This is a genomic window from Streptomyces sp. F001, from assembly GCF_004187715.1.
GTDB classification, from domain to species: domain Bacteria; phylum Actinomycetota; class Actinomycetes; order Streptomycetales; family Streptomycetaceae; genus Streptomyces; species Streptomyces flavusporus.
In genome coordinates this window covers 214,385-237,586 of sequence record NZ_QZWF01000006.1, presented here as the reverse complement: position 1 = coordinate 237,586, position 23,202 = coordinate 214,385, and the positions used below count along the sequence as shown (strand labels likewise).

Genomic DNA, 23,202 nt, shown 5'->3' with positions numbered 1-23,202 from the left:
GTTTGGCCAAGGGCCGAGCGGCCACCCGGAGTTCGAGGTGGCCATGTCGAACACAAACAACACATCGGATGCACAGCATTCACGTCACGACCCCGAACGCACCGAAGACCCTACGGCGGACGACCGGCCGGGCCCCATGCAGGTGCTGCGTCATGCGCGCACCCAGCTGGCGGAACTCACCGGCATGGCCGCCGAGACGGTGTCGTCCTTCGAACAGACCGAGGACGGCTGGTCGCTGGAGGTCGAGGTCCTCGAACTCGCCCGCGTGCCCGACACGATGAGCCTGATGGCGAGCTACCAGGTCGACCTCGACCCGGACGGACAGCTCACCGGCTACCGGCGCGTTCGCCGCTACGAACGCGGGCGGGCCGACGCACACAGGCCCGGCGGCCGTTAGGCCACCCGCCCGTGCCCCCCCCCCGCATCCCAAGACAGAACAGAGCCCCCCGCATCCCAAGACAGAACAGAGCCCCCCGCATCCCAAGACAGAACAGAGCCCCCCGCATCCCAAGACAGAACAGAGCCCCCCACATCCCAAGACAGAACAGACAAGGAGGACCGGTCGGCATGACCGTTGTCCCGGCACAGCAGACCGGCGGTGGAGGCGGCTCCAGCGGCCTGTACGACGTCCTGGAGCTGGTCCTCGACCGAGGACTCGTCATCGACGCCTTCGTACGTGTCTCCCTCGTCGGTATCGAGATCCTGAAGATCGACGTCCGGGTCGTCGTCGCCAGCGTCGACACCTATCTGCGCTTCGCCGAGGCGTGCAACCGGCTCGACCTGGAGGCCGGGCCGCGCAAGAGCCCCGGCCTGCCCGACATCGTCGGTGAGATCACCGAGTCCGGCGCGCGCGGCAAGTCCAAGGGCGCACTGTCCGGCGCCGCGCAGACCGTCTCCGACGCCTTCAAGCAGGCCCGTGAGGAGGGTTCGCAGGCCGAGAGCGAGCCCCGGCCGCGCGCCCGCAAGGCCACCGCCGCCCGCCGGAAGGAGGAGCAGGAGTGAGCACGTACGTCTACGGGATCACCGCACGCTCGCACTCCGCGCTCCCCGAGGGCATGGGCGGCGTCGGTGATCCCGCCCGACCCGTGCGCATCCTGACGGAGGGCGACCTGACGGCGATCGTCAGCGACGCACCCGAAGGTCTGCGCCCCAAGCGCAGGGACCTGATGGCCCATCAGAACGTGCTCGCCGAGGCCGGATCGGCCGGCTGTGTGCTGCCCATGCGGTTCGGCAGCGTCGCCCCCGACGACGACGCGGTCACCGGCGTCCTCGCCGAGCGCGCCGCGCACTACCGGGAGCGGCTGCGGGCCCTGGCCGGCAAGGTCGAGTACAACATCAAGGCCTCACACGTCGAGGAGGCGGTCCTGCACCGTGTGATGGCCGAGAACCCGGAGATCCGGGCCCTGGCGGAGGCCAACCGGCAGTCGGGCGGCGGCAGTCACGAACAGAAGCTGCGGCTCGGCGAGATGGTCGCCGCCGCGGTGCAGACCCGGGAGGCCGAGGACGCTGCCGAGGTGCAGCGCGCCCTGGAACCGGTTGCCGAGGCCGTGAGCGTGGGACCCGACTCCACGGGTTGGCTGGCCAACGTCTCGTTCCTGGTGGACCGGGGCGCCGCCGAGATGTTCGTGACCGCGGTGGAGCAGGTCCGCAAGAGCCGTCCGCACCTCGATCTGCGGGTCAACGGACCGCTTCCGCCGTACAGCTTCGTCGAGCCCGGCCCCGCCGAGCCGGCGGGCAGCACGGCCGGCCGCGCGGATACGGCCGGGGAGTAGCCCATGGGCCTGATCGGAGAGGTACTGCTGCTGCCGTTCGCCCCGGTGCGCGGCAGCGCATGGGTGATCGGACAGGTGCTGCGCGAGGCGGAACGGCGGTACTACGACCCGGCCGCGGTACGGGGCGAGCTCGCCCTGCTGGAGCGGCGGCTGGAGGCGGGCGAGATCGACGAGGAGGAGTTCGACCGCCGTGAGGACGAACTCCTCGACCGGCTGGAGACCGGGCTGCGTGGCGGTCCGGGAGCCGCGGCCGTGGGAACGGACGACGGGACGACACGATGAACCGAGTGGGACTGGGCCTCGCGATAGGGGCCGGATACGTCCTCGGACGCACGAGGAAACTGAAACTGGCGTTCGCCGTCGGCACGCTGGTGGCCGGCAAGCGGATGCAGCTGAGCCCGCGGGCGCTCGCGGACCTGGTGTCCGGGCAGCTGCGGAACAACCCGCAGTTCAAGGAGATCGGGGACCAGCTCCGCGAGGACCTGCGCGGCGTGGGCGGTGCGGCGTCCGGCGCCCTGGTCGAGCGGCAGCTCGACGCCCTCGCCGACCGGCTGCACGACCGCACCGCCGGGGTCCGTGAACGGCTCGGCGGCGTCGTGCCGCAGCGGCCGGACCGGCGGTACGGGGACGAGGAGCGGCCGGAGACGGAGGAGCCGGACACCCACGGGTCGGACGCCGAGGGGCCGGAGACCGAGGAGCCGGACACCCACGGCCCGGACGCCGAAGGGCCGGAGACCGAGGGGCCGGACGCGCAGGAGCCGGTCGACGAGGTCGAGGCGGAGTCCGAGCGGCCCGCCCGCAAGCAGGCACCGGCGAAGAAGGCCGCCGCCAAGAAGGCGCCCGCGCGCAAGGCCCCCGCCGAGAAGACGGCGGCGAAGCGGACCGCCGCACGGAAGACGGCCTCCGCCAAGTCGGCGGCCCGCAAGCCGGCGTCCGCCCGGATCCCGAAGGGGGGCGGCGACCGATGACCGACACTCTCGGATCTGCGGCCTCCGCGGCAGGCCGGCGCCCACACCCGTTCGCCGACGTGGCCCGCAGCGAGGCCGCGGACCGGCTCAAGGCCGAGGCGCGGGAGTATCTCGCCGCCCAGGCCGTGCGGCTGCTGACCGGCTTCGGCCGCAGGCTCGGCGAGACCACCGTCAAGCTGAACGACATCGCCGAGGGCCGCAGCCCGGGCCTCGCCCGGCTCGCCCTGGACGGCGGCCGCAAGCTGGCCGAGGGCAAGGGCCCGGTGCGCGCAGCGCTGGAAGTCGGCGCCTCGCGTGCCAAGGACAACGTGGTCGGCGCGCTCAAGCACCTGACCGGCGGCAAGGGCGGCCGCAGGGGCGGCTCCGGCCACCGGCCGACCGTGATCATCGAGTCCGTCGACGTGGGCGTGCCGCTGCGCACGGCGTACGACCAGTGGACCCGCTACCAGGACTTCAGCACCTTCGCCAAGGGCGTCAAGAGTGCCGAACGGGCCGACGACACGACCTCGGACTGGCAGCTGAAGGTCTTCTGGTCGAACCGCAGCTGGAAGGCCCACACCACCGAGCAGCTGCCCGACGACCGGATCACCTGGACCTCGGAAGGTGCCAAGGGCACGACGAAGGGCGTCGTCTCCTTCCACCGGCTCGCCGACCATCTCACCCGGGTCCTGCTGGTGATCGAGTACTACCCCAAGGGCCTCTTCGAGAAGACCGGCAACCTGTGGCGTGCCCAGGGCCGCCGAGCCCGGCTCGACCTGAAGAACTACGCCCGCCACATCACGCTCAGGGGAGAGGCGGAGGACGGCTGGCGCGGGGAGATCCGCGACGGTGAGGTCGTACGCGATCACGAGGACGCGATCGCAGCGGAAGAGGTCCCCGAAGACGAGGACCTCGAGGAGGAGGCCGACGGCCAGGACGAGTACCGGGAGTACGACGAGGAATACGGCGAAGAAGGGGAACCCGAAGAGGAATACGAAGAGGAGGAACCCCGGGAAGAAGGGGAGCCGGAAGCGGAGAAGGAGACCGAGGACGAGTACCGGGACGAGCACGCCGACGCCGGGAGCCGTCGATGACCTCGCCCAGCCGGCTCCCCGAGCCCTACGGCCACGACGGTGGCGCCAACCTTGCCGACATCCTGGAACGCGTGCTCGACAAGGGCGTCGTCATCGCGGGCGACATCCGGATCAACCTGCTCGACATCGAGCTGCTCACCGTCAAGCTGCGGCTCATCGTCGCCTCCGTCGACAAGGCGAAGGAGATGGGCATCGACTGGTGGGAGGACGACCCGGCGCTGTCGTCCCGGGCCCGCCGCTCCGAACTCGCCCGGGAGAACGCCGAGTTGCGTGAGCGGCTGGCGGAGCTGGAGACCGGCCGTCCACAGGAGGAGGCCTCATGACCGGACTGCGGTACGTGTACGCCGTCTGCCGTCCTTTCGGTGCGGCCCTGCAGACCCAGCTGACCGGCGTGGTGGGTGCCCCGCCCAAGCTGCTGCACCATCGCGGTCTGGTCGCCGTGGTCAGTGCGGTGCCGGAGCGGGACTTCGCGGAGGAGCCGCTCCGTGCCCATCTGGAGGACCTGGAGTGGCTCACGGTCACCGCCCGTGCCCACCACGGCGTGATCGACGCGCTGATGACGGTGACCACGCCGCTGCCGCTCCGGCTGGCCACGGTGTTCCGGGACGACAGCGGCGTACGCATGATGCTGGAGGCCCGCGAGGGCGACTTCCGGCGCACTCTCGACCGACTTCAGGGGCGGGTGGAATGGGGTGTGAAGGTGTACCTCGAATCCGCACCCGGGGAAACTCCCGGGGGAACTGCGGAAAGCGAGCCGACGGCCGGGAAAGCCGTGTCCGGGCGGGACTATCTGCGGCAGCGCAGTATGCGCGCCCGGGAGCAGGAGGACAGGTGGCGGAAAGCCGAGGAGTTCGCGACCCGGCTGCATGAAACGCTTGCCGCGCATGCCGACGAATCCCGGCTGCACACGCCGCAGGATTCCGCACTGTCCGGTACCTCCGGCCGTAATGTTCTGAATGCGGCCTATCTGGTGTCGCGCGCCGAATCCGAGGAGTTCGTGGAAATCGTGGACCGGACGAAGGACGACGCGCCCGGAATGCGGGTGGAACTCACCGGCCCCTGGGCGGCCTATTCCTTCGCGGGGGAGAAGCCGTGACGGTGATCGAACGCCGTGAGGTCGCCCTCGTGGACCTGCTCGACCGACTGCTGGCGGGCGGGGTCGTGATCACCGGCGACGTCACCCTGCGCATCGCGGACGTCGATCTCGTCCGTATCGACCTCAACGCGCTGATCAGCTCGGTGAACGACCGGGTGCCGGCCCCCTGGGGTGAGGACCTGTGACGGCCCGCCGGGGCCGTCTCGAGCTCGAGCCCGACACCGTCGAGCGCGATCTGGTCAAGCTCGTTCTCACCGTCGTGGAACTGCTGCGCCAGCTGATGGAACGGCAGGCGCTGCGCCGGTTCGACACGGGTGATCTCAGCGAGGAGCAGGAGGAGCGGATCGGGCTCACCCTGATGCTGCTCGACGACCGGATGACCGAGCTGCGCGAGCGCTACGGACTGCGGCCCGAGGACCTGAATCTGGACCTCGGGCCGCTCGGACCGTTGCTGCCCCGGGACTGAGCTCCCGGGTCAGTTCACCACCTGTACCAGCGGCCCCTGCCTCCGGCTGCGGTCGTACCCCGCATCAGGAAGCCCAGCAGCCACAGAACAAGGACCGCGATCGCAATCCACCAAAGCACCTCTACCGCGAATCCGGCGCCGAACAGAATCAGCACCAAAAGCAGTACCAGCAGGATGGGAACCATAATGTGAACCTCCTGCTCTCCGAGTTTCCCGAAAAGGAATGTTCAGGCTTCCTTGCGGCACAGAATTTCTCCGTGCAGAACCGCGAACCAGCCGTCGTCCTGTTTCCCCCATCGGCGCCAGGCCTCCGATACGGCCCGCAACTGCTGCGGGCTCGCATGCCCGCCCTCCGTGGCCCGCTGTGCGTAGGCGGACGCGAGGGTGCGGTCCGCCCACAGGCCGCTCCACCACTCCCGCTCCTCCGGCGTCGAGAACGTCCAGGTGCCGGACGTGGCGGTGATGTCGGTGAGCCCCGCTTGCAGCGCCCAGGACTTCAGCCGGCGTCCCGCGTCCGGCTCACCGCCGTTGGCGCGGGCCACCCTGCGGTACAGGTCCAGCCAGTCGTCGAGGCCGGGTGAGGCGGGGTGCCAGGTCATCGCCGCGTAGTCCGAGTCGCGGGCGGCGATGAGCCCGCCCGGTTTCGTCACCCGCCGCATCTCGCGCAGTGCCTGCACGGGATCACCGACGTGCTGGAGCACCTGGTGGGCGTGGACCACGCAGAAGGTGTCGTCCGGGAAGTCCAGGGCGTGCACGTCGGCGACCGCGAAGTCGGCGTTGGTCAGGCCGCGTTCGGCCGCCGTGGCCCGCGCCCGGTCCAGGATGTCCGGTGCGGAGTCGACACCGGTGACATGGCCGTCAGGGACCAGCGCGGCCAGGTCGGCGGTGATGGTGCCGGGCCCGCAGCCGACGTCCAGGATCTTCATGCGGGGCTGCAGCGAGCCGAGGAGGTACGCGGCGGAGTTGGCGGCGGTCCGCCAGGTGTGCGAACGCAGCACGGACTCGTGGTGCCCGTGCGTGTAGACGGCGGTCTCCTGTGCTTTCGGCATCGCTGTACCCCTTCGCGTCACGCAGGTTCACGTCCTCCGCCACCGTACGCGCCGGGCCGAATGATGAGACATTGTGTTCTGCAATATGGACTGACGGACCGTCATCCCCTGGGTATGGGCCGGTAGACGACCAGTGCCTCGGGCAGCTTCTCCAGCGTGACCTCGCCCGCCACCTCGGTGACCTCTCCGTCGTAGGCGAGCAGCGTGCCCGGTGCGACGCCGGACAGCCGCAACCGGCCCACATGGATCGCCGCGTGCGCCGGGGAGCGGGTCAGCGGGCCGGCGAGGGCGGCGGCGAGCAGCCGCAGCGCCGGTCCGCGCCCGCCGTGCACGACCCGTATGTCGAGCTGTCCGTCCGCGAGCTCGAGCCGGCGGGCCGGTGCGAGGCCCATCCGGTGGTAGGTGCCGTTCCCGGCGAACAACAGCCACAACGGCCGTGTCCTGCCGCCGAGTTCGACCTCCAGCGGATGCCGGTCCGCGCTCAGGACGCACAGCGCCGCGAGCACCCCGGCCGGCCAGCTGCCGATCCGGTGCGACCAGCGGTCCCGCTCACGGACCAGCTCCGGATAGACGCCCAGACTGCATGTGTTGACGAAGACGCCCTGCTTCTCGCCGCAGGAGAACCGGCCCACGTCCACCCGCACGGCGTCGCCCCGCCGGACCGCGCGAGCCAGCGTCCGGACGTCCGCCACGCCCAGGTCGTTCGCGAAGTGGTTCAGGCTGCCTCCGGGCAGCACCGCGAGCGGCAGGCCGCGGCGCAGGGCGATCTCCGCGGCCGCGTTCACCGTGCCGTCGCCACCGCACACCCCGAGCACCCGGGCCCGGGCGGCCGCCTTCTCCAGCTCGGCGCGCACGTCCTGCGGCGCGCACTCGACGACCTCGGCCCGCGGCAGCGCGTCCCGCAGCGCCCGCGCTCGGTCCGCACTGCCCGCCGCCGTGTTGGCCACGACGACCAGGCCCTCTCCGTCGGGCAGTGGCGGAGCCTCGGCCCGCGGCCGGGCCGGCAGTGTGACCTGCGCCCGGCTCGGCACCAGACCACGTACGGCGAACGCGGCGCCCATGCCGAGCACCGCACCCGCCAGTACGTCGCTCGGGAAGTGGACCCCCGTGTAGACGCGGGACATGGCGACCGAGAACGCGACCGGGGCCACGACGGCACCCCAGGCGGAGGACTCCATCGCCACCCCGGTGGCGAAGGCCGCCGCGGAGGCGGAGTGACCGGACGGGAACGACGTGGTGATCGGCTGCCGCTTCAGCTGCCGGACCAGCGGGACGGGGTCGAGGACCGGGCGGGGGCGGCGCACACTGCGCTTGCCGAGAGTGTTGATGGTGGCCGACGCCAGGGCGAGCGAGGCCACGCCCCGCACGGCGGCCCGGCGGCCCCTCGGGGTGCGGCTCGCCGCGATCAGGCCCGCCGTCGCGAACCACAGCACCCCGTGGTTCGCGCTCCGGCTCAGCCTCGGCAGGACGGGCTCGGCGGCGGGCCAGTGACGTCCGGCGGCGAACTCGAACAGCCGGCAGTCGAGGGCGAGCAGCCGGTCGCGCAGGATGTGATGGCCGGGTTTCGGCAGGGTGAGGTCGACATCTGGGCTCATATAAGCGCGGGTACCCTGAAGGCGCCGTTCTCTGCCCCGTCGGCGGTGGCCGGCACCCGGAGGAACCCATCGATGCGCCTGCTCCTCGTCCGCCACGGCCAGACCCCCACCAACCTCGCCTACCTGCTGGACACCGCCGTCCCGGGGCCGGGCCTGACCGAGCTGGGCGAACGCCAGGCCGCCGCCCTGCCCGCAGCCCTCGCCGACGAGGACATCGAGGCCGTCTACGCCTCCACCCTCGTACGCACCCAGCTCACCGCCGAGCCGCTCGTGGCGACCTGCGGGCTGAAGGTGATCGTCCGGGACGGCATCCGGGAGCTCACGGCCGGCGAGCTGGAGATGCTGCCCGGCGACTCCGAGCGCGGCCAGGAGTACATGCGGACGGCGTTCGCCTGGGCCGCCGGTGACACCACGCTGCGGATGCCGGGCGGGGAGAGCGGCGAGGAGGCGCTCGCACGGTACGACGCCGTGGTCGCCGAGGCCGCCGACAGCGGCGCCGGAACCGTCGCCATGGTCAGCCACGGCGCCGCCATCCGGATGTGGACCGCCGCCCGCGCCGCCAATGTCGACGTGCCCTTCGCCGCGGCCCGCCCGCTGGAGAACACCGGCGTGGTGATCCTCGAGGGCTCACCCTCCGACGGCTGGAAGGCGCTGTCGTGGGCGGGCGCGACGGTGCTGCCCGCGGGTGAGGGCGGACCCGCCGGGCGCCCGCTGGACGCGAGCGAATAAGCGTTTGCCGCAGGTGGCGAGCCGCCCGCACAATGCGGCCTCATGGGACATCTGGAAGCCGCACACCTCGAGTACCACCTCCCGGACGGGAGGACCCTGCTCGGCGACGTGTCGTTCCGGGTGGGCGAAGGGGCCCTCGTCGCCCTCGTCGGCCCCAACGGCGCCGGCAAGACCACCCTGCTCCGGCTGATCTCGGGCGAGCTGAAACCCCACGGCGGCACCGTCACCGTCAGTGGCGGGCTCGGCGTGATGCGGCAGTTCGTGGGCTCCGTACGGGACGAGACGACCGTACGCGACCTGCTGGTGTCCGTCGCACCGCCGCGCATCCGCGAGGCCGCCGCGGCCGTCGACGCCGCCGAGCACGCCATCATGACCGTCGACGACGAGACCGCCCAGCTGACGTACGCGCAGGCACTGGCCGACTGGGCCGAGGCGCGCGGCTACGAGGCGGAGACGATGTGGGACATGTGCACCACGGCCGCGCTGGGGGTGCCGTACGAGAAGGCGCAGTGGCGGCAGGTGCGCACCCTCTCCGGCGGCGAGCAGAAGCGCCTGGTCCTGGAGGCGCTGCTGCGCGGCACCGACGAGGTGCTGCTGCTCGACGAGCCGGACAACTACCTCGACGTGCCCGGCAAACGCTGGCTGGAGGAGCGCCTGAAGGAGACCCGCAAGACGGTTCTGTTCGTCTCCCACGACCGGGAACTCCTCGCCCGTGCCGCCGAGCGGATCGTCTCCGTCGAGCCCGGCCCCGCGGGTGCCGACGCCTGGGTGCACGGCGCCGGCTTCGCCACCTACCACGAGGCCCGGCGTGAACGCTTCGCCCGCTTCGAGGAGTTGCGCCGGCGCTGGGACGAGAAGCACGCCCAGTTGAAGAAGCTCGTGCTGAACCTCCGTCAGGCCGCCTCGATCAGCCATGAGCTGGCGTCCCGCTACCAGGCGGCCCAGACCCGGCTGCGCAAGTTCGAGGAGGCGGGCCCGCCGCCGGAGCCACCGCGCGAGCAGGACATCCGCATGCGGCTCAAGGGCGGCCGTACCGGCGTCCGCGCCGTCACCTGCAAGGGACTCGAGCTCACCGGGCTGATGAAACCCTTCGACCTGGAGGTCTTCTACGGCGAACGGGTCGCCGTCCTCGGCTCCAACGGCTCCGGCAAGTCGCACTTCCTCAGGCTCCTCGCCGGGGACGACGTGGCGCACACCGGGGAGTGGAAGCTCGGGGCGCGGGTCGTGCCCGGCCACTTCGCACAGACCCACGCGCACCCGGAACTGGCCGGCCGGTCACTGCTCGACATCCTGTGGCGCGAACACGCCCAGGACCGGGGCGCCGCCATGTCCCGGCTGCGCCGCTACGAGCTGACCGGCCAGGCCGAGCAGAGCTTCGACCGGCTCTCCGGGGGCCAGCAGGCCCGCTTCCAGATCCTCCTGCTGGAACTCCAGGGCGCCACCGCCCTGCTCCTGGACGAGCCGACCGACAACCTCGACCTGGAGTCCGCCGAAGCCCTCCAGGAAGGCCTGGAGGCGTTCGACGGCACGGTCCTCGCGGTCACCCACGACCGCTGGTTCGCCCGCTCCTTCGACCGCTACCTGGTCTTCGGCAGCGACGGCCGGGTCAGGGAGACCCCGGAACCGGTGTGGGACGAACGCCGGGTGGAGCGCGTCCGCTGACGCGGACTCGGTGAAGTCCGGTGCGGTTCGGCAGCGCCCCGAAGGGGCGCGGGGCTGTATCGACATGCGGCTCCGCCGCGATGGGGGTCCCCCCGCTCGAGCGGAGCCGAGAGTGGGGGAGCGACCAGCCACGACGCACCCGCAGGTGGCGTACCGGACTTCCAGCGGAGCGCTTGGCGCGGTTCACGTCCAGCGCAGCAGTGCGCCCAGGCCGCCCGCCGGTACGTCCTGCTCGCGTGCCGCCTCGGCCGGGGTCAGGGAGATCGCCGGTGCGGCCGTCGCCACCGCCGAGCGGATCAGCGCGTCGTCCGCGCGGGCGGACCAGGAGTGCTGCTCGCCGAGGATCTTCAGGTCCGTACGGCGCACCGCCAGCTGGTCCGGATCCTCACCGATCCACACCTCGCGGTATGTGTCGGGGCCGTCCGGGCGGACGACGAGCTCGTCGATCCGGTGCTCCCGGGCCGCCTCGATCACCGCGGGCACGCCCTCCGCCGCCTGCGCGCGGGCCGCCAGGAACCGCTCCAGCTCGGCCTCGGCACGCCGGCGCACATGGGTGGCGCGGGCCTCCTCCACGTCCGTGTCGAGGAGCCGGCTGCCCGTGCCGTGCGGGGCCTGGACCACCCGGTCGTGCAGCCGCTGCGGCAGCCGCTCGTGCACGGCCCGCTGCTCCCGGTCCTCGCCGACCAGGATCAGCAGATCGGCCAGGGTCTCCTCCTGGCACACCGCGAGCGCGTCGGCGATCTCCGCCGCGTTGTGCTCCCAGGTGTTCTCCACCCGCAGCTGGAAGTGCCGCTCCGACCAGTCCACGCTGCTCGTACGATGCACGGGCCACTGACGTCCGGCGACCGAACCGGCCTTCTCCCGGACCAGCGCGCTGCGCAGCTCGAAGTCGGCGCCCCTGCGGTCGACGTACGCCACGACGGCCACGGCGTCCTCGCCGGTCAGGTCGAGCAGCGGGGTGGCGCGGGGCAGCGGCGCCCACCGAGCCCAGCCGCCGCCCTGTGGGGCGCGGGCCAGCGGCGGGTCGAGGACCACCTGACCCGCGCGGGCGAACAGGGCCCGGCCGTGCGGCTCCGGCGAGTGCTTCAGCTCCTCGATCGCGTCACGCACGGCCGTGCAGGTCGCCTCGTCGGCGCCCTGACCCGCGAGTTCCCGGGACATCGCCTCCGCCGTCAGATGCCGCTCGTGGGGTGTGTCCTCCGTGTGCCGGGAGAGATCGACGTACACGGAGGCCCACGGCCCCGGATGTTCGTAGAGTGGATGCAGGAACGCGAGATCCATGGCTCCCTCCCGGTTGCCGTTCGGGGGTACTGCTGCTTGCCGGGCGGGTACCCGAACCCCATGAATGAACACGACGAGCGGGGCACCACGATGACCGGAGTCGAACCGGGTCGGCTGGACGACCAGCAGCTCATGAAGGAGCTGGAGACCATCCACCGCACGCGCCACGACACCCTGCTGTACGGCTCGAACGACGCGCTGCGCGTCCACAACGAACGCATGGCCCAGCTGGAGGGCGAGTACCTGCGCCGCAATCCGCGCCGCTTCGTCTCCCCGGGGCGCACCCGGGAGGGCGCCCGGGAGCGGGCCGCGGTGTGTGACGGGGCCCGCGAACAGCAGACCCCGGTCGGGAAGTGGGGACAGGGCGCCACCGCGACCGGCCCCGGCCAGGACCGCAGCCCAGGCCCGTGACACGACGGAGGGACGGACAGCCCGTCGGTTACGCCGTCTCCTTGGCGAACACCTCCAGGAACGCCGTGCAGAACGCCTTCAGGTCGTCCGGCTTGCGGCTGGTGACCAGCTTGTTCGGACCGTGGTCGCAGATCTTGACCTGTTCGTCCACCCAGGTGCCGCCCGCGTTGCGGATGTCGGTCCGCACGCTCGGCCACGAGGTCAGCACCCGGCCCCGTACGACGTCCGCCTCGACCAGCGTCCACGGCGCATGGCAGATCGCGGCGACCGGCCGGCCCTGCTCGAAGAAGTCCCGGACGAACGCCACGGCCTTGGGGTTCATCCGCAGGAAGTCGGGGTTGGCCACGCCGCCCGGCAGCACCAGGCCGTCGAAGGAGCCGGCCGACGTCTCGCCCACCACCTCGTCGACGGTGAACGTGTCCGCCTTGTCGAGGTGATGGAAGGCCTGCACCTCGCCCGGCTTCGTCGACACGAGCACGGGATCGTGGCCGGCCTCGACGGCCGCCTGCCAGGGGTCGGTCAGCTCGACCTGTTCGACGCCCTCGGGTGCGGTCAGAAACGCGATACGCATGACGGTTCACCGTGCCTTCGTCACATCGGTCCCCGGATGTCGGGGGCGGCCGGTTGGAGGTCGTGATCCGGTTCGGCCCGGCTGATGTCGGCGAGCGCGCTGTCCGGGTCCTGCGTCACCGCCAGGTCCCCGAGGCTGACCATCCCCACGGGGAGGCCGTTCTCGACGACCGGCAGCCTGCGTACGGCCTTCTCGCGCATCAGCGCGACCGCCGTCGACACCGGGTCCTGCGGCGACACCATGACCGGGTGCGGTGTGCACACCGACCGTGCGCTCACGGTCAGCGGATCGAGACCCTCGGCCACGGCACGCACCGTGATGTCACGGTCGGTGAGCATGCCGACCACCTGCTGTCCGTCGGCCACCACCACATCGCCGATGTCCTGGGCGCGCATCAGCTGCGCCGCCTCCACCACCGAGGCGTCCGGACGGACGGCGACCACACCCGGCGTCATCACCTCCCGCACGAAATCGGCCATCATCACGCCTCCTCAACGTCGCTCACCGCGCGTCAGGGCCTCCGCCAGCTCCTGGACGTTGCCGTAACGCGCCGAACGGGGCAGTCGCCGCAGCGGCTCGATCAGGGCGTCGGGCGCGTTCCGGCGGCGCAGGGCGTTCATCAGCTCGCCCGGTCCCGCGGGAAACGCGCTGCGGCCCAGAATGCGGCCCAGCTCCAGCCGGATCTCCGCAAGGGAGCCCGGCATGGCCGGTCCGCCCGCGATCCGGGGATCGTCCTCGGCCACGGGCTCGGGATCGTTCCACTCCTCCGTGCGGGTGGGGTGGCCCGACCTGAGCAGCCCCTGCAGTTCGTGCTTCATCTCCTCGTCCCGGTGGACGCTCAGCCGGTCACTGCCTCGCTGCATGTTGTGCTCCAGATATTCGGGGGTGCGCACCGCGTACCCGGAGGGCGGGCGGTGACACCGGCACGGCGCCGCACAACCGCCTACTTCTTCTGCCGGCCCGGCAGGAACTCCTGCACCTTCGCCTTGAAGCCCTGCTTGATCATGGAGCCGCGGTCTGCGTCGCCCTTCAGGATCGACGCGGCCGTCGCCTCCATCTGCTCCCATGTCGCGTGCGGCGGGATCGGCGGCACCGCCGGGTCCGTGAGGAACTCGATCACCGCGGGACCGTCGGCCGCCAGACCGGCCCGCCAGCCCGCCTCGACGTCCCCCGGCTTCTCCACGCGCACGCCGGTCAGGCCCAGGGAGCGGGCGAAGGCGGCGTACTGCACGTCCGGGATCTCCTGCGAGGGCAGGAAGGACGGTGCGCCCTCCATGGCCCGCATCTCCCACGTCACCTGGTTCAGGTCGTGGTTGTTCCAGACGCCGACCACCAGCCGCGGATCCTGCCAGCGGCCGCAGTACTTCGCCGCCGTGATCAGCTCGGCGAGCCCGTTCATCTGCATCGCCCCGTCCCCGACCAGCGCGATCGCGGGCCGGTCCGGGTGGGCGAACTTCGCGCCGATCGCGTACGGCACCCCGCAGCCCATCGTCGCCAGCGTCCCGGAGAGCGAGGAGCGCATGCCGGGCCGCATCGTCAGATGCCGGGCGTACCAGTTCGCGGCCGACCCCGAGTCGGACGTGATGATCGCGTCGGCCGGCAGCAGCGGGTCCAGGGCACGGGCCACGTACTCCGGGTTGATCGGATCGGCCGACAGCCCCGCCCGGCGCTCCATCACCTCGCGCCAGTGCGTCACGTTCGCGCACACCGTGTCGAACCACTCGCGCCCGCGCTCGCCGTCCAGCAGCGGGATCAGCCGCTGGAGGGTCTCCCTGGCGTCGCCGACGAGATTCACCTCGTACGGATAACGCATCCCGACCATGTGCGGATCGATGTCGATCTGCACCCCGCGTGCCTTGCCGAACTCCGGCATGAACTGGGTGTACGGGAACGAGGAGCCGACGGTCAGCAGCGTGTCGCAGTCCCGCATCAGCTCGTACGACGGACGGGTGCCCAGCAGGCCGATCGAGCCGGTGACGTACGGCAGTTCGTCGCTGAGCACGTCCTTGCCGAGCAGCGCCTTGGCGACGCCCGCACCGAGCAGCTCGGCGATCCGCTCCACCTCCGCCTGCGCGCCCGCGGCGCCCTGGCCGACCAGGATCGCGACCTTGTCACCCGCGTTGAGGACGTCCGCGGCCCGGCGCAGGGACTCCTCCGAGGGAATCGCCGTCCATGCGCTGCGGTCCAGGCTGGAGGGCACCATCTTGAACTCGTGGGTGGGCGGCGAGTAGTCGAGCTCCTGCACGTCGCCGGGGATGATGACCGCGGTGGGGGAGCGCCGGGCGTACGCGGTGCGGATGGCCCGGTCCAGCACGTTCGGCAACTGCTCCGGAACCGTCACCGTCTCCAGGAAGTCGGAGGCGACGTCCTTGAACAGCGCGTGCAGGTCCACCTCCTGCTGATACGAGCCGCCCATCGCGCTGCGGTGCGTCTGGCCGACGATCGCCAGCACCGGAACATGGTCCAGCTTGGCGTCGTACAGACCGTTGAGCAGGTGGATCGCGCCCGGCCCCGAGGTCGCCGCGCACACTCCGAGACGGCCGCCGAACTTGGCGTAGCCGACCGCCTGGAACGCGGACATCTCCTCGTGCCGGGACTGGATGAACCGCGGCCGGTCGTCGGCGCGGCCCCAGGCGGCGAGCAGTCCGTTGATCCCGTCGCCGGGGTAGCCGAAGACGTGCTCCACACCCCACTCGCGCAGCCGCTGCAGGACGTGGTCGGAGACCTTCGTGCTCATATGAGGCGTCCTTCCGGACGTAGGAAGTGAGTCGCGTAAGGGGTTGTCGGCAGGGTTGTCGGCATCCCTACGAGTCACCCCCCGCCCCTGTGGAAAACCTGCCGGGTGCTTGCCGGCCGGGCCGGGGCGGATCACCCACACGAGCGTTGACGTCCCGCCAATGGGGTCCCGCCGCGCGCGTCCCCTTTGACGGGAGGGCTGTGATGGCTGTGGGGCGCGGCCCTCGTGCCCCCGTCGCCGTCGGTCCGATCGGTCCAAGGAGTCCGTCCCATGCACCCAAGCAGCGCCCGTGTCCTGTCCGTCGCCATTCTGGCCGGGGCTGTGCTGGCCAGTGCCGTTCCCGTCGTCTCGGCGGATCCGGCTGCGGAGGTCAGACCCGCCGCCAGCCGACCGGGCGGCAGCGTCACCGTCTCCGTGTCCTGCGATCCCTTCGGAGGGAAGGCGCCCGCCACTGTGGTGGCGAAGTCCAAGGCGTTCCCCGGGGGGACCCTGAAGCTGAACCTGGTTCCCGGCAACGGCAACGCACTGTCCGGGCCCGCGTACCGGGGGACCGCCCGCATCCCGCCCGCCGCGAGCCTCGCGGCCCTCCCGCCCCCCGCTGGATCGGCTGCGCCGCCCGCCGCCGATCCGGCTGCGCCGCCCCCTGCCGGTTCGGCTGCTCCGCCCGCCGCCGGTTCGGCTGCGCCGCCCGCCGCCGGTTCGGCTGCTCCGCCCCCGCCGATCCGGCTGCGCCGCCCCCGCCGATCCGGCTGCGCCGCCCCCCGCCGATCCGGCTGCTCCGCCCCCCGCCGGTTCGGCTGCGCCGCCCGCCGCCGATCCGGCTGCTCCGCCCCCTGCCGGTTCGGCACCCCCGCCCGCCGCCCCCCGCCCGCCGCCGGAACGGAATCCTCCTGGACCGTCGAGGGCACCTGTCCGGCGGCGCCCGGTGCGAAGGGCAAACCGTTCAAGACGACGTTCATCGTGGCCCGTCCGGAGGACGGCGGCATCGGCCCGCGCTGCACCGTGCCCCGCGAATCCTGTAAGCCGCCGGTGATCCAGCACGGGGTGAAGGCCGGCAAGGGAGGGGACTTCGGCGTGTCCGTGCCCGCGCTCGTGACCGGCGGCCTGCTGATCGCGGGGGCGCTCGGCGCGGCCGTGTACCGACTGTGGCGCAGGGACTCGTCGGCGGACGCCTGAGACCAGGGCGGGCTGGGTACGCAGAGCGCGAGAGACGACCAGCACGGGAGGTACGCATGCGGCGGACGGACCCGGAAGGCCACGGACCCGTCCGCTACGGGCCGCCCCTCCCCGACGACGGGCTGCCCGTGCTGCCGGAGCTGTCCGCCGTGCTCGCCGCGGCCGCGGGCCGGGCCGGGAGCGAGCCGGTCGGCGGCGGATCCGCCCTTCTGGACGCGGCGTGCGGCTACTGGGAGCGGCGTGGACTGGCCGTCGCCCCCGAACATGCCGTGGCCGCTCCCGGCGCACCCGCCCTGCTGCTCGCGCTGACCGCCGCGATCGGCGGCGACGTCCTGGTGCCCCGGCCCTGCGCCGCGTGGTGGGCGCCGTACGCACGCCTGCTGGGCAGACCCGCCTTCCACGTGGCGACGCCGGCCGAGTGCGGCGGGGTGCCCGATCCTTACGCGCTGCTGGAGACCGTGCGCCGGGTGCGCGCCGAGGGCGGCGATCCGCGGCTGCTGGTGCTGTCCGTCGCCGACGACCCGACGGCGACGGTGGCACCGCCGGAGGTGCTGCACGAGACCCTCGAGGCCGCGGCCGGTGAGGGACTGCACCTGGTCAGCGACGAGACCTGGCGCGACACGCTGCACGCGCGGCACGACACCGTGCTGTTCAGTCCCGCCGAGATGCTGCCCGACCGGGTCACTGTCGTCAGTGACCTGGCCGGTGCGCTGTTGCCGCCGGGCTGGCCCGCCGCCGTCGCCCGCTTCCCCGCGGGCGAGTCCGGGGAGGAGCTGCACGCGCGCGTACTGGATGTGCTGACCGCACTCGACGCGCGGGTCGCGGGCCCGGTCGCCGCCGCGGCCGGGTACGCCCTGGGCGAGCCCGAGCCGGTCAGCGCCCGGGCGGCCGCCGTCGTACGCCTGCACGCGCGCGTGGCGCAGGCCGCGCACCACACCGTCGTCGCGGCGGGCGCCCTCGCCCGGCCACCGCAGGCGGGCCGTCATCTCTACGTCGATCTGGGCCCGTTGCGGTCCGCGCTCGCCCCGCACGGTGTGGGCGACGCGCAGGAACTGGAGGACTTCCTCACCGCCCGGCTCGGCATGCCCGCTCCGGGCGGCCACCGCTTCGGCGACGAGCTCGGCGCGCTGCGCGTCCGGCTGTCCACCGGCCCGCTGTTGGGCGGCACGGACGCCGAGCGCGCGGAATGCCTCGATTCACCCGAGCCGTTGGAACTGCCACACGTGCGACGTGCGTTGATCGGCTTGAGGTCGGTCTTCGACGATCTCCGCGACGACGCTCAGCGACGGGAGCCTCCTCGATGACGCCACAGTCCGAGTCGACCACGAGCACCCAGGAATCCGACGATCCGGCGGCCACATCACCCTTCGCGCCCCCTGTTCCGCCGCTCGCCGAACCCCGTCCGCTCGCCGAGCGGCGGGTCTGGCCGCGGACCTTCCACGACCGGCTGACCGCCCCGCTGCCCGGCATCAAGGCCCTCGCCCGGTTCGCCCGCGAAGGCGCCGTACGCCCCGGCCGCGAGGGCCTCGCCGACATTCCCCGCCTGCCCTTCGAACCCGCCCCGCTGCCCCGCGTGGACGCCCGCACCGTCGCCGTCACCTGGGCGGGACACGCCAGTTGGGTCCTGCGCATCGGCGGGCTCACCGTGCTGACCGACCCGGTGTGGTCCCGCCGCATCCTCGGCACTCCCGCCCGTATCACACCCGTCGGGGTCGACTGGGACGAGCTGCCGCGCGTCGACGCGGTCGTCATCAGCCACAACCACTACGACCACCTGGACGCCCCCACCCTGCGTCGGCTCCCACGCGACACCCCCGTGTTCGCACCGGCCGGGCTCGGCCGCTGGTTCCACCGCCGCCGGTTCACCTGCGTCACCGAGCTGGACTGGTGGGAGGCGGCCGAACTGGACGGCATCCGCTTCGACTTCGTGCCCGCCCACCACTGGTCCAAGCGGACCCTGACGGACGCCTGCCACAGCCTGTGGGGCGGCTGGGTACTGACCGCCCCCGACGGCCGCCGCCTCTACTTCGCCGGCGACACCGGCTACGGCCACTGGTTCACCCGGATCGGCCGACGCCACCCGGGCATCGACCTCGCCCTGATGCCGATCGGCGCGTACAACCCCCGCTGGTGGCTCAGCGACGTCCACTGCGACCCGGAGGAGGCGGTACGGGCGGTACAGGACCTCGGAGCCCAGCGCATGGCCCCCATGCACTGGGCCACGTTCGTGCTGTCGGCGGAACCGGTCCTGGAACCGCTGACGCGCGTGCGTGCGGCGTGGGAGAAGGCGGGCCTGGCACGGGAGGACCTGTGGGACTTGCCGGTTGGTGGGTCAGGGGTGCTGGACGGCGCCCAATGAGAGGCGCGAGGACATGCCGGTAAGGGGCGCGGGGCCGAGTCGATATGCGGCTCCTCCCCCACTCTCGGCTTCGCTCGAGCGGGGGGACCCCCATCGTGGGCGCGACCAGCCACGAACGACCCGCAGCCGCCGTACGGCATTGCCACCCGAGTGCTCAGGCGCCAGCCTTCCGCAGCCGGCGCCAGCCACTCGGCACCGCACTGATGACCAGCGTCAGCGCCACCGCCGCGACCACGCCCTCCCACGGCTCCGGAAACAACGACCCACCGAGAATCCCGATCAGCTGATACGTCACAGCCCAGGCCAGACAGGCCGGCAGATTACCGCGGGCGAACCGCCGCATCGACCACTTCGCCAGCAGGCAGGCCAGCATCACCGGCAGCCGGCCCGCCGGCACCAGCCGGGACAGCACGAGCACCGCCACCCCGTGCGTGGCGAGCTTCTCCTGGGCCTGGGCCAGCCGTTCCTCCGGCGCCCGCGCCCGGATCGCCTCCAGCCAGCGCGAGCCGTTCCTCGACCCCATGCCGCGCCGCCCCAGCCAGTACAGCGTGGCATCACCGAGGAACGCGGCCAGCGAAGCCGTCACGAACACCAGCGCCAGCGAGAACGGCGCCGTCTGGTGGAAGGCGACCACCGCCGCCGAACTCACCAGCGCCCCGGTCGGCACCACCGGCACCAGCGCACCGAGCAGCACCAGCAGGAACAGCGTCGGATAGCCGATCGCCTGCTGGGTGGATTCCGGCGGCACCGTGGAGGAGGCCGCGAGCCAGTTCACCGCGCGACCTCCAGGCGCACGCTCTCGCCGTGCCGGAGCGCGTGCACCGCGACCTGCGGCGCACGCTGGGCCGCGAACCGCACGAAGTCGTCGCCGGGCGCGTGGAACTCATGGGGGCGTACGGCGTCCATGCCGATCGGCCAGTACGTGCCGTAGTGCACCGGCACGGCACTGCGCGGCGCCAGCCGGGCCAGCGCCTCGGCCGCCCGCCCCGCGTCGAGATGTCCGTCCCCCAGGTACGGCCCCCAGCCGCCGACCGGCAGCAGCGCCACGTCGACCGGCCCGACCTCCTTCGCCATCGCCTCGAACAGCCCGGTGTCCCCGGCGAAGTAGGTCCGGGCCTCGCCCTCGATGACGTAGCCGAGGGCGGGGGAGCGGTGCGGGCCCAGCGGCAGCCGCCGTCCGTCGTGCTGCGCGGGCACGGCCCGTACGACGAGGCCGCCCACCCGGGTCTTGTCCCCGGGGACCACCTCGGTCAGCTGCAGATGGGCGAGCCGGCGCAGACCCGGCACGGACCGGGGTGCGCCCCGGGGCACGACCAGGCGCGTGCCCGGCGCGAGCCGCGCCAGCGACGGCACGTGCAGGTGGTCGGCGTGCAGATGCGAGACCAGTGCCACGTCGGTGCGCCAGGCGTCCGGCGGGGGCAGCGCACCGCGGCGGCGGCGCAGATGCGCGAGCCGGCGGGCGAACAGAGGGTCGGTGAGCACACGTACGCCCGAGTCCGCGACCGTGCAGGTGGCGTGACCCCACCACGTGACCTCCACCGGCACCTCTTTGCCTCCTTCGCGCGACTCCCCGAAGCCTACGGGCAGGAGTAGGGTCTGCGGCGAAACCCTGAGGTGAGGGGGACGCCATGGGAGAACTGCGGGTCACGGCCATCGCCAGTCTGACGCCGCTGCAGGAGCTGGACGCGGACCCCTTCCTGGTGGACTCCCGCAGCCAGCACGCCATGTGCGCGCGCTGGGCCGCCGAGCGGGGGTACGTCGTGGCCCGGCAGCTGCTGGTCCGGGGGCTGCGCCCCGACCACGGCGCCCTGTGGGACGGAGTGCGGCCCGGATGCGACCTGTTCGTGGCGCCCAGCCGCCGGGTGCTGGAGAGCGCGCTGTCGTCCGTCGACGAGTTCACCGCGGAGTGCGCGCGGCGCGGGGTGCGGGTCGAGACGGTGGGCCGCGCCGAACCGTCGTACGACGCTCAGATGAAGGCCCGCGTCCATCGGCGGCTGTCGATGCCGACGGCCGGGTACGACGGGCGCTGACGGATGGTGCGGCCCTGGGGGACGAACGGTGTCCGCCAGGTGTTGTGACAGTCTGGACGCAGGCCCGCTCCGGCGGCGGGCCGGGACGTGAGGTGTGCGGGGCGTGCGTGGAGGGCGTTGGCGGCGGGCCGTCAGCCAGATCGGGCGGAGCGTCGCGGTGTGGGCCGTCAGCACGGTCACGATGCTGGTACTCGCCGGGATCCTGCCCGACTTCCAGCTGCAGAGCGCGGACGGCGACAGCGCCACCACCATCGCCGTGACCGCCGCGTCGGCGGCCGGCGCCTTCGGTCTGCTGTCCGCGGTGGTCTGGCCGCTGCTGGTGCGGCTGCTGCTGCTCGTGCCCGCCCTCGTCCTCGGCCTGCTGGTGTTCTTCCTCAACGGTGCGCTGCTGCTGGTCGCGCTGCGCCTCGATCCCGCCGAGCGCGGCGCCGTCGACCCGGAGACGGCGGTCGTGGTGGCCGCCGCGATGTCCGCCGTCGCCTCCGCCACCGGCGGTGCCCTCGCCGTGCGCGACGACGACGCCTACCGGCGCCGGCTCTACCGCCTTTCCGACCGCCGCCCACACGCCCTGCCGCCCGGCCCGGTCAGCCCCGGCACCGTCTTCGTGCAGTTCGACGGCGTCGGCCACGACGTGCTGACGGGCGCCGTCGACAAGGGGCTGATGCCGACCGTCGCCCACTGGCTCGGCAACGGCTCGGGCGGCGCCGCCGAGACCGAACCCAGCCACCGGCTCACCCCGTGGCGCACCGACTGGTCCAGCCAGACCGGCGCCAGCCAGCTCGGCATCCTGCACGGCAGCAACTTCGACATCCCCGCGTTCCGCTGGTACGAGAAGGACCGCCAGGAGGTGATGGTCAGCAACCGGCCGGCCAGCGCCGCAGAACTCCAGCGCCGCGCGGTCGAGCGCACCGGTGACGGAGGACTGCTCTCCGCCGACGGCGCCAGCCGCGGCAATCTCTTCAGCGGCGGCGCCGATCAGCAGGCCCTCGTGCTGTCCATCGCCGCCCGGCGGCGCAGCCGGGAGACCCGCTCCCGGGCGGGGTACTTCGCCTACTTCTCCGACCCGGCGAACGCCGTCCGCACCGCCCTGTCGTTCATCGCCGAGGTCGGTCGCGAGATCGGCCAGTCCACCCGGGCCCGGCTGCGCAAGGTCCGCCCCCGGGTCGCCCGCGGCGGCCTCTACCCGTTCGTCCGTGCCTTCGCGACCGTCGTCGAACGGGACGTCGTCGTCGCCGCGGTGATGGGCGACATGCTCGCCGGCCGCACCGCCGTCTACGCCGACCTGGTGGCGTACGACGAGGTGGCGCACCACTCCGGGCCGATGAGCCGGGACGCCGAGAAGGTGCTCGCCCGCCTGGACCGGGCACTCGCGCTGATCGAGAAGGTCGCCGAGCACGCGCCGCGGCCGTACCGGATCGTCGTCCTGTCCGATCACGGCCAGAGCCCCGGCGAGACCTTCCGCTCCCGCTACGGCCTCACCCTCGGCGACCTGGTCCGGGCCGGCTGCGGGCTGCCCGTGCCGCGCAGGGCGGGGCGCACCCGCAGCGGTGCGGAGGCGCGCGCGGCCGTGCGGGCGGCGCTGCACCGGCCCGTGGAGGAGGAGCACGAGCAGCGCCGCCCGGCACGCGGCTCGGAGCCGATCGTGCTGGCCTCCGGCAACCTCGGCCTGGTCTCCTTCCCGGACGTGCACCACCGGATGACCAAGGAGGAGATCGACGCCCGGCACCCCGCGCTGCTGCCGACCCTTGCCAACCATCCCGGCATCGGCTTCCTGCTCGTGCGCAGCGAGGAGCACGGCGGGGTCGTGCTCGGGGCGTACGGCGCGGAGATCCCGGTGGACCAGCTGGACGACGACCACTCCGGGCCGCTCGCCCCCTTCGGACCCGGCGCCGCCGACGCCGTCCGCCGGACGCACTCCTTCCCGCACGCCGCCGACATCATGGTCAACTCCTTCCACGACCCGGCCGACGGCGAGGTCCTCGCCTTCGAGGAGCAGATCGGCTCGCACGGCGGCCTCGGCGGCGCCCAGGCCAAGCCGTTCCTGCTGTCGCCGTACGCCTTCTCCGCGCCCGTCGACGACGGGGAGGACCTCGTCGGCGCCGAGCACGTCCACCGCGTCCTGCGCCGCTGGCTGCGCGAGACGACCGGCCCGCAGGTGCCGATCGAGGCGGAGCCGGAGGAGCGGGCGGCCTGAAAATCGGCTGCGTCTTCGGATGCGTACGCACAC

At 72.7% G+C, this 23,202-nt stretch carries 27 protein-coding genes and 1 pseudogene; 18 read left to right on the top strand and 10 right to left on the bottom strand.

Annotation, left to right across the window (positions count from 1 at the left end):
- The first annotated feature begins 43 nt into the window (after window positions 1-43).
- The 10 genes from StrepF001_RS23975 (at window position 44) to StrepF001_RS23930 (ending at window position 5,375) form a co-directional block, all read left to right on the top strand.
- A complete protein-coding gene (locus StrepF001_RS23975; RefSeq protein ID WP_129800279.1) occupies window positions 44-397 on the top strand; it encodes a gas vesicle protein in 354 nt (117 codons plus the stop codon).
- 170 nt (window positions 398-567) lie between these two features.
- Window positions 568-1,002: a gas vesicle structural protein GvpA gene (locus StrepF001_RS23970; protein WP_129800278.1), complete on the top strand. Its 435-nt coding sequence runs from the start codon at window positions 568-570 to the stop codon at window positions 1,000-1,002.
- Window positions 999-1,772: a GvpL/GvpF family gas vesicle protein gene (locus StrepF001_RS23965; RefSeq protein ID WP_129800277.1), complete on the top strand. Its 774-nt coding sequence runs from the start codon at window positions 999-1,001 to the stop codon at window positions 1,770-1,772. The genes StrepF001_RS23970 and StrepF001_RS23965 overlap by 4 nt, the downstream gene beginning before the upstream one ends.
- Before the next feature lie 3 nt (window positions 1,773-1,775).
- Window positions 1,776-2,054: a gas vesicle protein GvpG gene (locus StrepF001_RS23960; protein ID WP_129800276.1), complete on the top strand. Its 279-nt coding sequence runs from the start codon at window positions 1,776-1,778 to the stop codon at window positions 2,052-2,054.
- A complete protein-coding gene (locus tag StrepF001_RS23955; protein WP_129800275.1) occupies window positions 2,051-2,740 on the top strand; it encodes a DNA primase in 690 nt (229 codons plus the stop codon). Before StrepF001_RS23960 ends, StrepF001_RS23955 begins: the two co-directional genes overlap by 4 nt.
- A complete protein-coding gene (locus StrepF001_RS23950) occupies window positions 2,737-3,813 on the top strand; it encodes an SRPBCC family protein (protein ID WP_129800274.1) in 1,077 nt (358 codons plus the stop codon). The genes StrepF001_RS23955 and StrepF001_RS23950 overlap by 4 nt, the downstream gene beginning before the upstream one ends.
- Window positions 3,810-4,136 carry a gas vesicle protein gene (locus StrepF001_RS23945; protein ID WP_129800273.1) on the top strand — a complete coding sequence of 109 codons (327 nt, stop codon included), beginning with the start codon at window positions 3,810-3,812 and terminating at the stop codon, window positions 4,134-4,136. The genes StrepF001_RS23950 and StrepF001_RS23945 overlap by 4 nt, the downstream gene beginning before the upstream one ends.
- Entirely contained in the window at window positions 4,133-4,909 is a 777-nt protein-coding gene (locus StrepF001_RS23940) for a GvpL/GvpF family gas vesicle protein (protein ID WP_129800272.1), read from the top strand. Before StrepF001_RS23945 ends, StrepF001_RS23940 begins: the two co-directional genes overlap by 4 nt.
- The gene (locus StrepF001_RS23935) at window positions 4,906-5,094 is read left to right on the top strand and encodes a gas vesicle protein (protein ID WP_129800271.1); all 189 of its coding nucleotides are present in this window, start codon (window positions 4,906-4,908) and stop codon (window positions 5,092-5,094) included. Before StrepF001_RS23940 ends, StrepF001_RS23935 begins: the two co-directional genes overlap by 4 nt.
- The gene (locus StrepF001_RS23930; RefSeq protein ID WP_129800270.1) at window positions 5,091-5,375 is read left to right on the top strand and encodes a gas vesicle protein K; all 285 of its coding nucleotides are present in this window, start codon (window positions 5,091-5,093) and stop codon (window positions 5,373-5,375) included. Before StrepF001_RS23935 ends, StrepF001_RS23930 begins: the two co-directional genes overlap by 4 nt.
- A 14-nt stretch (window positions 5,376-5,389) precedes the next feature.
- Here StrepF001_RS23930 and StrepF001_RS23925 read toward each other — a convergent pair whose 3' ends face one another.
- The 3 genes from StrepF001_RS23925 to StrepF001_RS23915 form a co-directional block, all read right to left on the bottom strand.
- Entirely contained in the window at window positions 5,390-5,560 is a 171-nt protein-coding gene (locus StrepF001_RS23925) for a hydrophobic protein (RefSeq protein WP_073495203.1), read from the bottom strand.
- A 42-nt stretch (window positions 5,561-5,602) separates the two neighbouring features.
- Complete coding sequence (locus StrepF001_RS23920; RefSeq protein WP_129800269.1) at window positions 5,603-6,424, bottom strand: class I SAM-dependent methyltransferase; 822 nt, start codon at window positions 6,422-6,424, stop codon at window positions 5,603-5,605.
- Between the two features lie 101 nt (window positions 6,425-6,525).
- Window positions 6,526-8,019, bottom strand: a complete 1,494-nt coding sequence (locus StrepF001_RS23915; protein ID WP_129800268.1) for a bifunctional phosphatase PAP2/diacylglycerol kinase family protein — start codon at window positions 8,017-8,019, stop codon at window positions 6,526-6,528.
- A gap of 72 nt (window positions 8,020-8,091) precedes the next feature.
- On the opposite strand from StrepF001_RS23915, the gene StrepF001_RS23910 reads away from it, so the two are divergent.
- Both StrepF001_RS23910 and StrepF001_RS23905 read left to right on the top strand, forming a co-directional pair.
- The gene (locus tag StrepF001_RS23910) at window positions 8,092-8,748 is read left to right on the top strand and encodes a histidine phosphatase family protein (RefSeq protein WP_129800267.1); all 657 of its coding nucleotides are present in this window, start codon (window positions 8,092-8,094) and stop codon (window positions 8,746-8,748) included.
- A 42-nt stretch (window positions 8,749-8,790) separates the two neighbouring features.
- Window positions 8,791-10,410: an ATP-binding cassette domain-containing protein gene (locus StrepF001_RS23905; RefSeq protein ID WP_129800266.1), complete on the top strand. Its 1,620-nt coding sequence runs from the start codon at window positions 8,791-8,793 to the stop codon at window positions 10,408-10,410.
- Between the two features lie 183 nt (window positions 10,411-10,593).
- Here the strand turns inward: StrepF001_RS23905 and StrepF001_RS23900 are convergent, their stop codons facing one another.
- Window positions 10,594-11,691 (bottom strand): Vms1/Ankzf1 family peptidyl-tRNA hydrolase, encoded by a 1,098-nt coding sequence (locus tag StrepF001_RS23900; RefSeq protein ID WP_129800265.1) that lies wholly within the window; start codon window positions 11,689-11,691, stop codon window positions 10,594-10,596.
- A gap of 60 nt (window positions 11,692-11,751) precedes the next feature.
- On the opposite strand from StrepF001_RS23900, the pseudogene StrepF001_RS23895 reads away from it, so the two are divergent.
- Window positions 11,752-11,997: pseudogene (locus StrepF001_RS23895) on the top strand (DUF6158 family protein); the annotation flags it as partial.
- A 133-nt stretch (window positions 11,998-12,130) separates the two neighbouring features.
- Here the strand turns inward: StrepF001_RS23895 and StrepF001_RS23890 are convergent.
- The 4 genes from StrepF001_RS23890 to StrepF001_RS23875 form a co-directional block, all read right to left on the bottom strand.
- Entirely contained in the window at window positions 12,131-12,673 is a 543-nt protein-coding gene (locus StrepF001_RS23890; protein ID WP_129800264.1) for a type 1 glutamine amidotransferase domain-containing protein, read from the bottom strand.
- Between the two features lie 20 nt (window positions 12,674-12,693).
- Window positions 12,694-13,152 carry a CBS domain-containing protein gene (locus StrepF001_RS23885; RefSeq protein ID WP_129800393.1) on the bottom strand — a complete coding sequence of 153 codons (459 nt, stop codon included), beginning with the start codon at window positions 13,150-13,152 and terminating at the stop codon, window positions 12,694-12,696.
- Window positions 13,153-13,164: 12 nt separating this feature from the next.
- The gene (locus StrepF001_RS23880; protein ID WP_129800392.1) at window positions 13,165-13,536 is read right to left on the bottom strand and encodes a DUF2795 domain-containing protein; all 372 of its coding nucleotides are present in this window, start codon (window positions 13,534-13,536) and stop codon (window positions 13,165-13,167) included.
- A gap of 80 nt (window positions 13,537-13,616) precedes the next feature.
- Window positions 13,617-15,410 carry a thiamine pyrophosphate-requiring protein gene (locus StrepF001_RS23875; RefSeq protein WP_129800263.1) on the bottom strand — a complete coding sequence of 598 codons (1,794 nt, stop codon included), beginning with the start codon at window positions 15,408-15,410 and terminating at the stop codon, window positions 13,617-13,619.
- 270 nt (window positions 15,411-15,680) lie between these two features.
- Between StrepF001_RS23875 and StrepF001_RS23870 the strand changes: the two genes are divergently transcribed.
- From StrepF001_RS23870 to StrepF001_RS23860, 3 genes are read left to right on the top strand one after another with little or no spacing between them, the layout of a single operon-like run.
- Window positions 15,681-16,586, top strand: coding sequence for a hypothetical protein (locus tag StrepF001_RS23870; RefSeq protein ID WP_129800262.1), 906 nt, complete (start codon window positions 15,681-15,683; stop codon window positions 16,584-16,586).
- Between the two features lie 56 nt (window positions 16,587-16,642).
- Window positions 16,643-17,890, top strand: a complete 1,248-nt coding sequence (locus StrepF001_RS23865; RefSeq protein ID WP_129800261.1) for an aminotransferase class I/II-fold pyridoxal phosphate-dependent enzyme — start codon at window positions 16,643-16,645, stop codon at window positions 17,888-17,890.
- Complete coding sequence (locus tag StrepF001_RS23860; RefSeq protein WP_129800260.1) at window positions 17,887-18,945, top strand: MBL fold metallo-hydrolase; 1,059 nt, start codon at window positions 17,887-17,889, stop codon at window positions 18,943-18,945. Before StrepF001_RS23865 ends, StrepF001_RS23860 begins: the two co-directional genes overlap by 4 nt.
- 154 nt (window positions 18,946-19,099) lie before the next feature.
- Here the strand turns inward: StrepF001_RS23860 and StrepF001_RS23855 are convergent, their stop codons facing one another.
- Together StrepF001_RS23855 and StrepF001_RS23850 are read right to left on the bottom strand one after the other, a co-directional pair.
- On the bottom strand, window positions 19,100-19,720 hold the full coding sequence (locus StrepF001_RS23855; protein ID WP_129800259.1) for a VTT domain-containing protein: 621 nt from the start codon (window positions 19,718-19,720) through the stop codon (window positions 19,100-19,102).
- Entirely contained in the window at window positions 19,717-20,490 is a 774-nt protein-coding gene (locus StrepF001_RS23850) for an MBL fold metallo-hydrolase (protein ID WP_165396346.1), read from the bottom strand. The genes StrepF001_RS23855 and StrepF001_RS23850 overlap by 4 nt, the downstream gene beginning before the upstream one ends.
- Window positions 20,491-20,573: 83 nt before the next feature.
- Here StrepF001_RS23850 and StrepF001_RS23845 point away from each other — a divergent pair, with 83 nt between their 5' ends.
- Together StrepF001_RS23845 and StrepF001_RS23840 are read left to right on the top strand one after the other, a co-directional pair.
- Complete coding sequence (locus StrepF001_RS23845; RefSeq protein WP_129800258.1) at window positions 20,574-20,975, top strand: hypothetical protein; 402 nt, start codon at window positions 20,574-20,576, stop codon at window positions 20,973-20,975.
- A gap of 94 nt (window positions 20,976-21,069) precedes the next feature.
- The gene (locus StrepF001_RS23840; RefSeq protein ID WP_129800257.1) at window positions 21,070-23,169 is read left to right on the top strand and encodes a phage holin family protein; all 2,100 of its coding nucleotides are present in this window, start codon (window positions 21,070-21,072) and stop codon (window positions 23,167-23,169) included.
- Window positions 23,170-23,202: the final 33 nt, after the last annotated feature.

Excerpts from the sequence above, each read along its gene's own strand:
- StrepF001_RS23975 (WP_129800279.1), top strand. The coding sequence starts at position 44 with ATGTCGAACACAAACAACACATCGGATGCACAGCATTCACGTCACGAC.
- StrepF001_RS23970 (WP_129800278.1), top strand. The coding sequence starts at position 568 with ATGACCGTTGTCCCGGCACAGCAGACCGGCGGTGGAGGCGGCTCCAGC.
- StrepF001_RS23960 (WP_129800276.1), top strand. The coding sequence starts at position 1,776 with ATGGGCCTGATCGGAGAGGTACTGCTGCTGCCGTTCGCCCCGGTGCGC.
- StrepF001_RS23955 (WP_129800275.1), top strand. The coding sequence starts at position 2,051 with ATGAACCGAGTGGGACTGGGCCTCGCGATAGGGGCCGGATACGTCCTC.
- StrepF001_RS23950 (WP_129800274.1), top strand. The coding sequence starts at position 2,737 with ATGACCGACACTCTCGGATCTGCGGCCTCCGCGGCAGGCCGGCGCCCA.
- StrepF001_RS23945 (WP_129800273.1), top strand. The coding sequence starts at position 3,810 with ATGACCTCGCCCAGCCGGCTCCCCGAGCCCTACGGCCACGACGGTGGC.
- StrepF001_RS23940 (WP_129800272.1), top strand. The coding sequence starts at position 4,133 with ATGACCGGACTGCGGTACGTGTACGCCGTCTGCCGTCCTTTCGGTGCG.
- StrepF001_RS23925 (WP_073495203.1), bottom strand. The coding sequence starts at position 5,560 with ATGGTTCCCATCCTGCTGGTACTGCTTTTGGTGCTGATTCTGTTCGGC.
- StrepF001_RS23920 (WP_129800269.1), bottom strand. The coding sequence starts at position 6,424 with ATGCCGAAAGCACAGGAGACCGCCGTCTACACGCACGGGCACCACGAG.
- StrepF001_RS23915 (WP_129800268.1), bottom strand. The coding sequence starts at position 8,019 with ATGAGCCCAGATGTCGACCTCACCCTGCCGAAACCCGGCCATCACATC.
- StrepF001_RS23910 (WP_129800267.1), top strand. The coding sequence starts at position 8,092 with ATGCGCCTGCTCCTCGTCCGCCACGGCCAGACCCCCACCAACCTCGCC.
- StrepF001_RS23905 (WP_129800266.1), top strand. The coding sequence starts at position 8,791 with ATGGGACATCTGGAAGCCGCACACCTCGAGTACCACCTCCCGGACGGG.
- StrepF001_RS23900 (WP_129800265.1), bottom strand. The coding sequence starts at position 11,691 with ATGGATCTCGCGTTCCTGCATCCACTCTACGAACATCCGGGGCCGTGG.
- StrepF001_RS23890 (WP_129800264.1), bottom strand. The coding sequence starts at position 12,673 with ATGCGTATCGCGTTTCTGACCGCACCCGAGGGCGTCGAACAGGTCGAG.
- StrepF001_RS23885 (WP_129800393.1), bottom strand. The coding sequence starts at position 13,152 with ATGGCCGATTTCGTGCGGGAGGTGATGACGCCGGGTGTGGTCGCCGTC.
- StrepF001_RS23880 (WP_129800392.1), bottom strand. The coding sequence starts at position 13,536 with ATGCAGCGAGGCAGTGACCGGCTGAGCGTCCACCGGGACGAGGAGATG.
- StrepF001_RS23875 (WP_129800263.1), bottom strand. The coding sequence starts at position 15,410 with ATGAGCACGAAGGTCTCCGACCACGTCCTGCAGCGGCTGCGCGAGTGG.
- StrepF001_RS23870 (WP_129800262.1), top strand. The coding sequence starts at position 15,681 with ATGCACCCAAGCAGCGCCCGTGTCCTGTCCGTCGCCATTCTGGCCGGG.
- StrepF001_RS23865 (WP_129800261.1), top strand. The coding sequence starts at position 16,643 with ATGCGGCGGACGGACCCGGAAGGCCACGGACCCGTCCGCTACGGGCCG.
- StrepF001_RS23860 (WP_129800260.1), top strand. The coding sequence starts at position 17,887 with ATGACGCCACAGTCCGAGTCGACCACGAGCACCCAGGAATCCGACGAT.
- StrepF001_RS23845 (WP_129800258.1), top strand. The coding sequence starts at position 20,574 with ATGGGAGAACTGCGGGTCACGGCCATCGCCAGTCTGACGCCGCTGCAG.